The organism is Kribbella sp. CWNU-51 (assembly GCF_054073265.1).
Genome location: NZ_JBSXMZ010000013.1, coordinates 1 through 12,757, shown reverse-complemented (window position 1 = coordinate 12,757; position 12,757 = coordinate 1). Strand labels below are relative to the sequence as shown.

Genomic DNA, 12,757 nt, shown 5'->3' with positions numbered 1-12,757 from the left:
ACAAACTCCCAGAAGACTTCACCGCAGCATCCTCCCATCAGCCGCCCAGCGAAGGCCGCAGACAACCCCAACCCGGACAAGCCGAAAGGCGACCCCAGCCACCGACAAAGCCGAACAGCGACCCCAGCCACCGACAAAGCCGAACAGCGACCTCAGCCACAGACGAAAGCCGAACGACGACCCCAGCCACAGCCGAAAGCCAAAAGACAACCCCAGCCACGGAGCCCAGCGAAGCGAAGGCGCAGGGGGTGTGGGTGGCGAAGCCCCCACCCGCGGCAAGCGAAGCGCAGCCGCACAAAATGCCGAAGGCGACCAGGTCCGCGCTTTCCGCGGACACAGATCGCCCTCGCCTTCGGGTGAGTGACGGGACTCGAACCCGCGACCACCTGGACCACAACCAGGTGCTCTACCAGCTGAGCTACACCCACCATTGCCGCCCTGACTGCGACGGCTGAGCAATCATAGCGATGAACCCCGTGGACCAGAAATCGGCCCACCCGCGCCCTGAGTCAGGGGGCCGGCGGGGCGTCCGGGGTGGTGATCAGGGTCGCGGCGGCCCGGGCGGTGTCGGAGTCCGGACCGGGCTGCGGGACGAACACGGTCTCGCGGTAGTAGCGAAGCTCGGCGATGCTCTCGGTGATGTCGGCCAGCGCACGGTGATTACCGGTCTTCGCAGGGGTGGCGTAGTACACCCGCGGATACCACCGGCGCACCAGCTCCTTGATCGAGCTGACGTCGACGTTGCGGTAGTGCAGGTGCGCCTCGACCCGCGGCATGTCGCGGACCAGGAAGGTCCGGTCGGTGCCGACCGAATTCCCGGCGAGGGCGGCCTTGCGGGGCTCCTTCACGTATCCGGAGATGAACTCGAGCACCTGCTGCTCGGCGTCGGCGAGCGGGATCCCGTGCTCGAGCTCGGCGAGCAGACCGGAGGCGGTGTGCATGTCGCGGACGAAGTCGCCCATCTGCTCCAGCGCGCCTGGTGGTGGCGCGATCACCAGGTCGATCCCGTCACCGAGCACGTTCAGCTCATAGTCGGTGACCAGCACCGCGACCTCGATCAAGGCGTCCGCAGCCAGGTCGAGGCCGGTCATCTCGCAGTCGATCCACACCAGCCGGTCGTTCATGGGCACCCACCTTACGGCGAGCGGCCGACACCCTGGCCACCACCAGCCCACGCCCCGGCGTGGCGTTCGTCCCCAGTACGCCGTACGCCGGGGCCGGAGCGTGGTCAGCGAGGTGCGTGGCCGACGTTGACGCTGCGCACGGACAGTACGGCGAGGTCGGTCCGGTGGCCGAGGTAGTCCGGGCCGGCCGGGTCCAGCAACTGCTTCCATGCCGCCACGTCGTCAGCACTCAACCACTCGTCATCGGCCGGCACCAGATGCCCGTGACCGTGTCCATGTGAGTGCCCGTCCTCCGCCGGCTCAGCCGTCAGACGTTCGACTCGGAAGCGGAACGCGGAGACCAGATGCTCCAGGCGGTCGTGGGAGAGCGGCGGTGGGGTTTCACTGAGGATGCTTCGGGTGGTGACGTCGCTCAGCCCGGCACGCGTGAGCGCCTCGGTCCAGCCGTACGGCATCGGCACCGAGCCGGGGAGCGAGTCACGCATCACCTTGAACCAACGGTCCTGGGCCAGGTCGAGTCGCAGCTCGAGGCCGGGCTCGCCGACGCCCAGGTCCCACGGCAGGCTCCGGGCCGGCAGACCGCCCTCGGCGAGAGCGAGCCGACCGCCTGGTGCCAGCAGTGACGCCAGTGCGTCGACCGCGGCCTGCTGGTCGCCGGCGTGATGCACCGAAGCCGACGCCCAGATCAGGTCGGCCGGTGCATCGATTGCCTTACGCAACGGCTCCGCGCCGTCGTCCATCGAGGCCAGCTCACACCGGACCGCGCCGGCTGTGTGCTGGCGCGCCTGGTCCAGTACGTCGGGATCCGCGTCGATCGCGACCACCGTCGTACCGGCCGGCAGGGCCTCGGCGAGCGCTTTGGCCATCCCACCGCCGCCACAGCCGACGTCCACTGCCACCTTGTCGCTGTCGCGGACCAGGCTGGTGGCAACCGTCCGGTTCCAGTCGCTCTCGCTCTCGGCCGCGGTCCGGAGCCGCCCAGCCTCTCCCGCCCAATCGATCTCGATCATGCCGTCAGTCTCCGCCCGCCCGCGGCCGACCCCCGCATCTTGTTGCCGATCCAGCAATTCCGGACTCGGGCGTACCGAAGGACGGGTAGTAGTGCCTGCCACTGCGGAGGTCCCCGCGTGAAACGTCGGCGTGACCGGGCGCGAAGGCGACTACCACCCGTCCTTCGGTACGTCTCTCCCCTGGACAGTCCGGCGCTACCGTTGAGCCGTGATCACGCCCTTCGACACAGCCCGCCTGAGCATGCTTCCGCTGCAGGTGGAGCACGCCGGCGAGATGGCGAAGGTCCTGTCCGATCCGGACCTCTATACCTTCACCGGCGGCGAGCCGCCGAGTGTGGACGTCCTCCAAGCTCGCTACCGTCGTCAGCTCGAGGGTCCGGGCTGGACTGACGAGCAATGGTTCAACTGGGTGATCCGGCACGACGACGAGCTGGTCGGCTATGTGCAGACCACGGTCACCGGCTCTACGGCGGAGATCGCCTGGGTGATCGGCACCGACTGGCAGGGCCACGGCTACGCGAAGGAAGCTGCACGCGGCCTCGTCATCTGGCTGAATGCCCAGGGCATCCAGCGGATCATCGCCCACGTCCACCCGGACCACGCCGCGTCAGCCGCGGTCACCGCGGCCGCCGGCCTGACCCGCACCGAGCAGCTGGACGACGGCGAATATCTCTGGACCACATGACAGCAGGCCCGGCCGTGATCGGCCGGGCCTGCTGTGCGCGGTGGTTCAGACCGGGCGAACGTTCTCCGCCTGCAGGCCCTTCGGGCCCTGGGCTACGTCGAACTCGACCTTCTGGTTCTCATCCAGGGACCGGAAGCCGTCCGTCGCGATCGCCGAGTAGTGCACGAACACGTCGGCGCCGCCGCCGTCCTGGGTGATGAAGCCGAAGCCCTTTTCGCCGTTGAACCACTTCACTGTTCCGCTGGCCATGATCTGCTCCTTCAGTGGGGGATGGGACCCGGCAGGTGCCGGTTCCCGGGTTGCGGTACGAGCCCACCCACACAGACCAGTGGCCTGAAATGAGAAAAACGCCCGGCGGATCACAAATCCGCGGGCGCTTCGAAACGAACGTGGAACTGCAAAACTGCAACCGTCGACAACCCTAGCATGGTCAGCAGACCGTGACAGCCCGATGTCCGCCTGCCGCGTCGATGACGATCCGCCCGCGCTCCACCGATCCACATCATCGCAGGCCAGCTCATTTGCCCCATCGTGCCAACACAATGGGGCGTGACCTTCGAGACGAGGACAGCGCCGTACCGGCGGGAGCTTCTCCAGCACTGCTACCGCATGTCCGGGTCGATCCAGGACGCGGAGGATCTGCTCCAGGAGACGCTGGTCCGCGCCTGGCGCGCCTTCGACCGGTACGACGAGACGCGCGCGTCCCTGCGCACGTGGCTGTACCGGATCGCCACGAACACCTGCCTGAACGAGTTGGAGAGTCGCAGCCGTCGTCCACTGCCCTCGGGCCTGGTCGCCCGCGGTGAGGATCCACAAGCACCGCTTGTCCGCGGTGAGGACGTCCTGTGGCTGCAGCCGTTCCCCAGTGACCCCGCGGCTGTCGTCGGCGCGCGCGGAAGTCTCCGGCTTGCCTTGATCGCGGCACTGCAGTTCCTCCCCGCCAAGCAGCGGGCCGTCCTGATCCTGCGCGAGGTGCTGGACTGGTCGGCGGCGGAGATCGCCGCCGAGCTCGAGATGACCCCGGCCGCGGTCAACAGTGCGCTGCAACGAGCCCGGGCCAAACTGGCCGAGACCGGTCTCGTCGAGGAGGACGTTCTCGAGCCGGACGATCCGCGCAGCCGGGAGATTGTCGACAAGTACATCGTCGCCTTCGAGAAGGCGGACGTGGCCGCGTTCGCCGAGCTGCTCGCGGCGGACGTCGTACTGGAGATGCCGCCGTTCTACAACTGGTACGCCGGGCGCGAAGACCACCTGCGGTTCGTGGCGCGGGTCTTCGCCCTGCGCGGCACCGACTGGCGGGTGGTGCCGATCGCGGCGAACGGGCAGGCCGGGATCGCGGTCTACCGCGGTGACGGCGACGTGCACCGGTTGCACACCCTGCACGTGTTCACCATCACTGCGGCCGGCATCACCCACAACCGCACGTTCCAGGACGACGGGATCTTCGCCGCTTTCGGACTACCCCTGACCCGCTGACCGCTCGTACGTCGTCAGTACGGCGGGGCCGTTCTGGACCGTCGACGCCAACTGCAGGTGGATCGGCGCGTCCGCGGCCGGGAACAGCCGCTCGCCCGTGCCGAGGACGGTCGGGAAGGTCATCAGCCGGTACTCGTCGATCAGGTCGGCGGCCTGCAGGACCCGGACGACGCTGAGGCTGCCGACCACGGTGACGTCGCGGGACTCCCGTTCGGACCGGACCGCGTCGACGACGTCCCCGTCGATCAGGGCCGAGTTGGCCCAGCCCGAGACGTCGGTCAGCGAGTGCGAGGCGACGAGCTTGGCCATCTTGGTCATCCGGACCGAGAAGTCGTCGGTGCGGGGCGACAGCAGCCGGCCGAGGAGTTCCCAGGTGGTCCGGCCGAACACCGTGACGCCGGTGTCCAGGATCGAACCGAGCCGGAACTTGTCGCCCGCGACCGGGCCCGGACCGTGCCGGAAGGCCCAGCCGCCGGCCGGGGTGCGGTCCGATCCGTCCGGGTCGGTGACGATGCCGTCGAGGCTGATGAACTGGCTGACGATGACGCGGCCCATGATGCGCTCCTGCTCTGTCCGAACGAACTGTCACGGGTACATACCGCCGGCCCGGCGCCGATTCATCGCTGCTCTGCGTGTTGACGTCAACATGTCTACACTCAGGCACAAGTCGAGGAGGGGTCGATGCCAGCGGAGGAATCAGCGGTACGACGACGACGCGGGCCGTCGATGGCCGACGTGGCCCAGCTGGCCGGTGTGTCCGGGCAGACGGTGTCCCGCGTCGCGAACGACCGGCACAACGTCGACGCGACCACCCGGGACCGGGTCCGGGCCGCGATGCGCGAGCTCGGCTACCGGCCGAACAGTGCCGCCCGCGCGCTGCGCAACGGCGAGTTCCGCAGTATCGGCGTGATCGTCTTCGAGCTGTCCAGCTTCGGTACGACGCGCACCCTCGACGCGATCGCGACCGCGGCCACCGTCAGCGGGTACGCGATCAACCTGCTGCCGGTGCTGGACGTCACCCAGAACGCGGTGACGAACGCGTTCAGCCGGCTCGACGAGCAGGCGGTGGACGGCGTGATCATCTTGATCGAGGCGCACACCCTGGACGAGGCCGGCGTACGGCTACCCGACGGGCTGCCCGTCGTGGTCGTCGACTCCAGCGCGCATTACGACTATCCGATCGTCGACACCGACCAGGCGCAGGGCGCACGGCTGGCCACCGAGCACCTGCTGGAGTTGGGGCACGAGACGGTGTGGCACCTCGGTGGACCACCCACGTCGTTCGCGGCGGATCGACGCCGCCGGTCCTGGGAGGAGACTCTGATCGACCACGGCCGGGATGTGCCACCGGTGCTCGATGGTGACTGGACGTCCAGCTCCGGGTATGAGGCCGGCCGCCGGCTCGCTGTCAACGACAAGGTGACGGCAGTCTTCGTGGCCAACGACCAGATGGCGCTCGGACTATTGCGGGCGCTGTACGAGCGCGGTCGCGCAGTGCCGGACGACGTCAGCGTGGTCGGCTTCGACGACATGGAAGAGGCGGCTCACTTCTGGCCGCCGCTCACCACCGTCCGCCAGACCTTCGCAGAGGTCGGCCGCCGGAGCGTGGATGCGTTGATCGCCGAGATCCGCGCCGGCGAACATCACCACGCCCCGGTCGCCGTACCCACCGAACTCATCGTCCGCCGCAGCACCGCGCCACCACGGAAAAGCTAGACCGCCACCTCGTCCACGGCCAGGATCGCGCGCATCAGGTCCGCGGTCTCGCTCGGCGTCTTGCCGACCTTCGCGCCGACGGCCTCGAGTTGCTGGCGGTCCGGTTGCGGGGTTGACTCGATCCATGCCCGCATCCCTCCGGCTGGCCGTGATCGGCGCCGCCCACGCCCATGTCAGGTACGCGCTGGACGAGGTGCCGCTGCGTGCAGACCTGGACCTCGTCGCAGTCGCGGATCCGGATCCGGCCACGGCAGGGCGATACGCCGCGGAGTTCGACGTACCGGCGTACGACGACCACCGGCGGCTGCTCGCCGAGCTGCAGCCCGACATCGTCATGGTCGCCGGGATCTACGCCGACCGGGCCGAGGCGATCGTCGACTCACTCCGCGCCGGAGCCCATGTGCTCGCGGACAAACCACTCTGTACGACGCTCGCCGAGCTCGACGCGATCGAGGCCGCTCAGCGTGAGACCGGGCGCATCGTCACCTTGCTGCTGGAGAAGCGGAACTATCCGGAAACCCTCGCCGCTCGTGCGCTGCTGGCCGACGGTTCGCTGGGAGAGCTCGTCCAGGTCGCATCGACCGGGCCACACAAGCTCAACCGGCCGACGCGGCCGGACTGGTTCCTCACCAGGAAGGGGTACGGCGGGATCCTCGGCGATCTCGCGGTCCACGACATCGACCTCGTCCTGCTGTTGTCGGAAGCGACCGAAGGAACGGTCACCGGGCTCGTGGATGGCAGTGAGTTCGCGCTGTCCGGGTCCCTGCTGCTCAGAGCGGGCCCGGTTGCCGCGACGATCGAAGTCAACTGGCTGACGCCCGCGGCATCGCCGTACCACGGTGACTACCGGATGCGGCTGACCGGAACCGAGGGCACGGCCGAGTTGTTCTGGGCGCAGAACAAGTTGATCGCGGCAACCACTGAACGTCCGCCCTGGCAGGTGGAACTGCCGCCCCCCCGGCGACCGGCGGCCGACGCGTTCGATGCGTTCGCGGCGGGCCTCGAGCCCGAGATCAGTACGGCGGCGGGCTTCGCTGCGACGCGGGTCGCGCTGCTCGCCCAGGAGAGCGCCGACGCGGGCGGTGTCATGGTGCCGTGGCAACTGAGAGGAATGTCCGAATGAAGTTCGCACTGGTGGGTGCCGGAGCCATCGGTGAGACCCATGCGCGTCTGATCTCGTCCCTGCCTGACGAAGCGGAACTGGTCGCGGTGGTCGACGTGGAGGCGGACCGGGCCGCCGCCCTGAGCGGCAAGTACGGCGGCGAGCCGATGAGCGACCTGAAGCAGGCCTGCGCCCGGCCGGACATCGACGCGGTCAGCATCTGCTTGCCCAGCGGGCTGCACGCCGATGCCGCCATCACCGCGCTCGAGGCCGGCAAACACGTCATCGTGGAGAAGCCGATCGACGTGACGCTGGCAGCGGCCGACCGGCTGATCGACGTGGAGCAGCGGACCGAGCTGACCGTGGCGGTGATCAGCCAGCGCCGTTTCCAGCCCGCCCCCGCCTTCGTCCACCAGGCGGTCGCCACGGGCCGGCTGGGCCGGATCACCGCGGGCATCGCCGAGTCGCCCTTCTGGCGCTCGCAGGAGTACTACGACTCCGGCGGCTGGCGCGGCACGGTCGAGCTCGACGGCGGCGGAGCACTGATGAACCAGGGCATCCACGTGGTCGACCTGCTGCTATGGATGCTGGGCGAGCCCGTCGAGGTGCAGGCGTACAGCGAGCTGCTCGCGCATGAGCGGATCGACGTCGAGGACACCGTGGCGGCGACCGTGCGGTTCCGCAGTGGGGCGATCGGATCGATCCTGGCGACGACTGCGGCGTACCCGGGCCGGCCGGTCCGGCTGTCCGTGTACGGCGACCGCGGCAGCGCCGTGATCGAGCAGGACGACCTCGTCGCCTTCGACACCGCCGACGGAGAACCCACGGACCAGGCGAGCGCGGCCCCGCCGGACACCACCGGGGAGCATGCCGGCGAGGCGAGCGTCTCGCGATCGGTCGCCGACGCCCACCGCGACCAGTACCTCGATTTCATCGCGGCGGTGCGCGACGGCCGCCCACCGGCGATCGGCACCCGGGACGCCCGGCGTGCGCTCGAACTGGTGCTCGGCATCTACGAATCCGCCCGGACCGGTGCCCCGGTCCAGCTGACCGGGAGAGAGTGACGTGCGCATCGGCATCATCGGGACGGAGAACTCCCACGTCGACCACATCATCGAGTACCTGAACGTCGAGCGCCGAGCCGGGGACACCCGCGTCGTTGCCATCAGCGGCGGTGCCGGCGAACGCAACGAGAAGCTCCGCGCCACCGGCCAGCTCGAGCGGCTCGTCGACGCGCCCACGGACCTGCTCGGCCTGGTCGACGCGGTGATCGTCACCGACCGGCACGGCGGTCTGCACCGGGAGCACGCCGTACCGTTCCTGGTCGAAGGCCTGCCGGTGTTCGTGGACAAGCCGCTGGCCTGCACCGAGGCCGATGCCCGGGCGATCGTTGCCGCGGCGCGCGAACACGATGCGCCGTTGACCTCGTCGTCTGCCGTCCGCTGGGTGCCGGACACGGACGCGCTCGCCGAGCAGGCGGCGGCGCTCGGCGTTCCACAGACGGTGATCACCACTGGCCCGGCGGATCCGGCCAGTCAGTACGGCGGCATCTACTTCTACGGCATCCACCCGATCGACGTCGCGCTCAGGCTCGCGCCCGGTGCCGTTGGCGACGTACGCGTGGAACAGATCGCCGACATGGTCATCGCCACGGCCGACGTCGGTGGGGTCCGGGTCGTGGTCCAGTTGGTGCGGCCGGGACCGGACGGCCAGGTCCCGTTCCACGGCATGGTCGTCGGTCGGCACGGTCTCGCGGCCCGCGAGCTCACCCTCGGGAAGTCGTACGTCGAACCCGGCCTGCGTGCGTTCCTGGAGATGGCCGAGACCCGCCGGCCACCGATCGAGTACGACGACTTGGTGCGCCCGATGCAGTTCCTCGACGCCGTGGTCGAGGCGATCTGATCTCAGCCGTAGCCGCCCGAGTTCGTCGACGGAGCACCTGTTCCTCGAGCCGCCGCGTCACCGCGGCGCTCGTCTTCCTGTTTCACCCCATCAGGGCGATGCCGGGTGTCGGCCGCGAACCCCACAGTCGAAAAGAAGGGACGGGTGCGAAGCAGGCTGTACGGAGGGGGCCGGGGGCATGAGGGTGGATTCGCGGGCGGAGCGCATCGGACAGCACACTCCGGTCGGACCCGCGCTGAGATCTGTGATCGAACCGGCCGTCCCGCCCAGCTGGATCCAGCCGCCGGCGCCGCCCTTCCGCGTCGTCCAGCGGCCGCGGTTGCTCGACCGCATCTCGCAGGCCGTCCAAGAGGTTCCGCTGACACTGGTGAGCGCACCGGCCGGGTCCGGCAAGACGGTGCTCATCGCGGCGTGGGCGAGGAGCCACCCAGAGACACCGGTGGCCTGGCTCTCACTGGCCGGCCGTGACGACACCTTCATCCCGGATGTGCGCAGCGCGCTCGCCGCCGGGACCGCGGAGGCCGAACCGGTTGTCCTCGTTCTCGATGGCGCCGAACGGGTATGGCGCCAGTCGGTCTTGGAGCAGTTGGTCCGGCTGCTCGACACGACCGGGGACCGGGTCCGGGTAGTGATGACGACCCGGGTGGATCCGCCGCTGCCGTTGCACCGCTACAAACTGGACGGAACGCTCGCAGAGATCCGGTACGACGACCTCGCCTTCACGGGCGCGGAAGTCGAAGCGTTGCTCGGCGCCCATGACATCACGGAGCCGGAGGCAGCGACCCGGGACGTGCTTGACCGGACCGAGGGCTGGGCGGCCGGCGTACGGCTGGCAGCGCTCGCACTCCGCGCCGGCGACCACCGGACCCTGCCCGTGGGGTTCGCGACCGACTACCTGGCCGCGGAGGTGTTCGGTGATCTCGACGGGAACGACCGAGACTTCCTGCTCAGGATCAGCCTGGTCGACGACGTCACCCCGGAGCTCGGGGCTACGCTCGCGGATCGCCCGGACGCCGACGAGGTGCTGCAACGGATGGCGAGCGGCAACACCTTCGTCCAACCCGTGCGCGGCCGCGCCGATCACTACCGGATCCACCCGCTCTTCCGTGAGTTCCTCCGCGCCAAGCTGGACCGCACGCTGCCCTCGGCGATCGGCGACCTGCAGCGGCGGGCCGCGGACTGGTACGCCGCGAACGGACGAATGCTGGAGGCCGTCAGGCATGCCGGCGAGAGGGGCGATTGGGCACGCGCCGCCGGTTTCGTCGTCAACGGGCTGGGCGTCGGTGACCTGCTGCTGCCGACCCGGGTGGGCTCGGAGCTGGCCAGCTGTCTGTCGGCCATGCCAGAAGTGGAGTCCGCTGACGTCCAGCTCGTTCGCGCCGCGATCGCCGTCGCCAACGACGATGTCGCCGCAGCCAGGGAAAGCCTTGCGCACTGCGCGGTGGACCCGCCTGTCAGCAGCGGCTGGGCCGTGTCGTCCGCTGTCGTGACCACCCTGCTGCACGACAAGTCAGGCAGCATCGACCAGACCTTGCTCGCCGCCAGCGCGGGGCGGGACGAACTGGCCGCGCACGGGAACGCAGCACTCAAGGCGCTGGTTCTGAGTGCGGAGGGTACGGCGCACCTCCGTGGCGGCGACCTCGATATCGCGTGCACTGTGCTCGCCGACGCGGTCCGGACGGCTGCTGCGGGTGACTGCGAGGATCTCCGGTTGCGATGCCTTGCCACGCTGGCGCTCGCCGAGGCCTGCCGTGGGCATCTGTCCCGCGGACAAGTGCTCGCGGACACGGCCGAGCGTCTCGCCGGGGAGTCCGTCGCCGCGGCGGAGCGTCCCGCCGCAACACATCTGGCGCACGCGTGGGTGGCGCTCGAGCGTCAGGAGCTCACCCGGGCCCAGCATTCCCTCGACCGCGCTCGCCGGCTCCGCGAGACGCAGGACGACAGCCTGCTGAGCTCGGTGTCCGCGCTGTTGCGCGTGCGGCTGATGCGGGACCGGGGCGACCGGGTCGGTGCCCGGTGTGCGCTGAGGAACTCGGCACCGCCGGACGGCTGGCTGCGCGGGTACGTCGAGGCCGAGGCGGCGGGAGTCGGTCTGGACCAGGCCGGGCGGGACGACGTGAGCCACCGCCGGACGATGACCGCATCGCAGCGGGTGCAGGACCTCCTGGATCTCGCGCGGGCCGAATGGCTCGACGGCGATGCCGGTAGCGGCCGGTCCGGGATCGCCGAGGCGCTGTCGCTCGCTCGCGGCGAGCGGATCCGCCGCCCGTTCACGCACACGCCCGCGCGGCTCCGGGCGATCATCCGCGAGGATGCGGCGTTGCGCTCGATGGCCGGCTGGCTGCGCCCGGACCTGAGAACGGCCACGGGTCCGGCCGACGATCCGGCACTGATCGTCGAGGAACTGTCGGAGCGGGAGCTCGACGTCCTGCGCTTGCTCGCGCAGCTGCGCACCACCAGTGAGATCGCCGCCGAGCTGTTCATCTCGGCCAACACCGTGAAGTCGCACGTCCGGAACATCCTGCGGAAACTCTCGGTGTCGAGCCGCAACGAGGCCGTCCGCCGGGCGTGGGACCTCGACCTGGTCTGACGAATGATCGAGACCGTCACCAGTCTGGCCGTCGCGGCGGCCGTGAACCCGGTCCCGTGGGCGCGGGCGCAGATGGCGTTCACACTCGCCTTCCACATCATCCTGGTGCCGCTCGGGGTGTCGTGGGCATTCATGACGCTGATCGCCAACTACCGCGGGATCAAGCGTGACGACCACGACGCGCTGGTGCTGGCGCAGAGGTGGTCGAAGTACATGGCCGTGACGTTCGCCGTCGGTGCGGTGACCGGGACCGTGCTGAGCTTCGAGTTCGGCCTACTCTGGCCGCGGTTCATGGGCATCTATGGCGATGCGTTCGGTATCCCGTTCGCCTTCGAGGGGCTGTTCTTCTTCACCGAGGCGATCTTCGTCGCGATCTACATCTTCGGCTGGCGCCGGCTGAAACCGTGGACGCACTTCTGGACCGGCGTACCGATCGTGATCGCCGGCGTCTTCGGCTCGATCTCCGTGGTCGCGGCGAACGCGTGGATGAACGCGCCGGCCGGCTTCACGATGAACGCGAGCGGTGAGATCACCAAGGTCGAACCGCTCGAGGTGATCTTCAACGACGCGATGCCGTTGCAGGCCGCGCACATGGTCATCGCGGCGTACCTGGTCGGCGGGTTCCTGGTCGCGTCGGTCTACGCGACCGGGATGCTGCGCGGCCGGAACGACCGGTACCACCGGATCGGGTTCACCATCGCGTTCACGGTCGCCGCGGTCATGACGCCGATCCAGATGGGAGTCGGCGATGCGCTGGCCCGGTGGGTGTACAACAACCAGCCGGAGAAGTTCGCCGCGATCGAGCTCGTGCCGACGACGGGTTCCGACGTACCCGAGATCTTGCTGGGCAAGCTGAACGCGGACGGCACAATCTCCGGTGGGATCCCGATCCCGGGACTGGCGTCCTGGCTGTCCGATCCGAGCACCGGCACGGCGACCGTCGTTCAAGGCCTGGACAGCGTTCCGGTCGGGGATCGGCCGACAATCTCGGACACGGACGTCGTCCACTTGGCGTGGGACGTCATGGTCGGGCTGGGCACCGCTCTGTTCCTCCTAATGGGTGTTATCGGGTCGGTTGGTGACAGACTCGGTGGCTGGTAGCCGCTGGTGGGTGAGCACTGATACCTCCTGGACTGTTTGAGTCCTGTCGAC

Annotated in this window: 13 protein-coding genes and 1 tRNA gene; 8 read left to right on the top strand and 6 right to left on the bottom strand. The window is 69.3% G+C overall.

What is annotated here, in order from left to right; translation table 11 throughout:
* Positions 1 to 355 precede the first annotated feature (355 nt).
* The 3 genes from ACXC9Q_RS17155 to ACXC9Q_RS17145 form a co-directional block, all read right to left on the bottom strand.
* A tRNA-His gene (locus tag ACXC9Q_RS17155) sits at positions 356 to 428 on the bottom strand.
* 81 nt (positions 429 to 509) lie between these two features.
* Positions 510 to 1,124, bottom strand: a complete 615-nt coding sequence (gene orn, locus ACXC9Q_RS17150) for an oligoribonuclease (protein WP_457057504.1) — start codon at positions 1,122 to 1,124, stop codon at positions 510 to 512.
* A gap of 104 nt (positions 1,125 to 1,228) precedes the next feature.
* A complete protein-coding gene (locus ACXC9Q_RS17145; protein ID WP_457057503.1) occupies positions 1,229 to 2,134 on the bottom strand; it encodes a class I SAM-dependent methyltransferase in 906 nt (301 codons plus the stop codon).
* A 208-nt stretch (positions 2,135 to 2,342) separates the two neighbouring features.
* Here ACXC9Q_RS17145 and ACXC9Q_RS17140 point away from each other — a divergent pair, with 208 nt between their 5' ends.
* Entirely contained in the window at positions 2,343 to 2,819 is a 477-nt protein-coding gene (locus tag ACXC9Q_RS17140; protein ID WP_457057502.1) for a GNAT family N-acetyltransferase, read from the top strand.
* A 45-nt stretch (positions 2,820 to 2,864) separates the two neighbouring features.
* Here ACXC9Q_RS17140 and ACXC9Q_RS17135 read toward each other — a convergent pair whose 3' ends face one another.
* A complete protein-coding gene (locus ACXC9Q_RS17135; protein WP_132152442.1) occupies positions 2,865 to 3,068 on the bottom strand; it encodes a cold-shock protein in 204 nt (67 codons plus the stop codon).
* 300 nt (positions 3,069 to 3,368) lie between these two features.
* On the opposite strand from ACXC9Q_RS17135, the gene ACXC9Q_RS17130 reads away from it, so the two are divergent.
* Positions 3,369 to 4,295, top strand: coding sequence for a sigma-70 family RNA polymerase sigma factor (locus tag ACXC9Q_RS17130; RefSeq protein WP_457057501.1), 927 nt, complete (start codon positions 3,369 to 3,371; stop codon positions 4,293 to 4,295).
* Here the strand turns inward: ACXC9Q_RS17130 and ACXC9Q_RS17125 are convergent.
* A complete protein-coding gene (locus tag ACXC9Q_RS17125; RefSeq protein WP_457057500.1) occupies positions 4,278 to 4,850 on the bottom strand; it encodes a dihydrofolate reductase family protein in 573 nt (190 codons plus the stop codon). The genes ACXC9Q_RS17130 and ACXC9Q_RS17125 overlap by 18 nt on opposite strands.
* Before the next feature lie 126 nt (positions 4,851 to 4,976).
* On the opposite strand from ACXC9Q_RS17125, the gene ACXC9Q_RS17120 reads away from it, so the two are divergent.
* Entirely contained in the window at positions 4,977 to 6,011 is a 1,035-nt protein-coding gene (locus ACXC9Q_RS17120; RefSeq protein ID WP_457057499.1) for a LacI family DNA-binding transcriptional regulator, read from the top strand.
* On the opposite strand, the gene ACXC9Q_RS17115 is transcribed toward ACXC9Q_RS17120, so the two are convergent.
* Positions 6,008 to 6,145, bottom strand: coding sequence for a hypothetical protein (locus ACXC9Q_RS17115; RefSeq protein WP_457057498.1), 138 nt, complete (start codon positions 6,143 to 6,145; stop codon positions 6,008 to 6,010). The genes ACXC9Q_RS17120 and ACXC9Q_RS17115 overlap by 4 nt on opposite strands.
* On the opposite strand from ACXC9Q_RS17115, the gene ACXC9Q_RS17110 reads away from it, so the two are divergent.
* From ACXC9Q_RS17110 to ACXC9Q_RS17090, 5 genes are all read left to right on the top strand, one after another.
* On the top strand, positions 6,136 to 7,134 hold the full coding sequence (locus tag ACXC9Q_RS17110) for a Gfo/Idh/MocA family protein (protein ID WP_457057497.1): 999 nt from the start codon (positions 6,136 to 6,138) through the stop codon (positions 7,132 to 7,134). The two genes, ACXC9Q_RS17115 and ACXC9Q_RS17110, sit on opposite strands and share 10 nt — an antisense overlap.
* On the top strand, positions 7,131 to 8,177 hold the full coding sequence (locus ACXC9Q_RS17105) for a Gfo/Idh/MocA family protein (protein ID WP_457057496.1): 1,047 nt from the start codon (positions 7,131 to 7,133) through the stop codon (positions 8,175 to 8,177). The genes ACXC9Q_RS17110 and ACXC9Q_RS17105 overlap by 4 nt, the downstream gene beginning before the upstream one ends.
* A 1-nt stretch (position 8,178) precedes the next feature.
* Positions 8,179 to 9,015 carry a Gfo/Idh/MocA family oxidoreductase gene (locus ACXC9Q_RS17100; protein WP_457057495.1) on the top strand — a complete coding sequence of 279 codons (837 nt, stop codon included), beginning with the start codon at positions 8,179 to 8,181 and terminating at the stop codon, positions 9,013 to 9,015.
* Positions 9,016 to 9,259: 244 nt separating this feature from the next.
* Positions 9,260 to 11,605 carry a LuxR C-terminal-related transcriptional regulator gene (locus ACXC9Q_RS17095; protein WP_457057494.1) on the top strand — a complete coding sequence of 782 codons (2,346 nt, stop codon included), beginning with the start codon at positions 9,260 to 9,262 and terminating at the stop codon, positions 11,603 to 11,605.
* Between the two features lie 3 nt (positions 11,606 to 11,608).
* Entirely contained in the window at positions 11,609 to 12,706 is a 1,098-nt protein-coding gene (locus ACXC9Q_RS17090; RefSeq protein WP_457057493.1) for a cytochrome ubiquinol oxidase subunit I, read from the top strand.
* Positions 12,707 to 12,757: the final 51 nt, after the last annotated feature.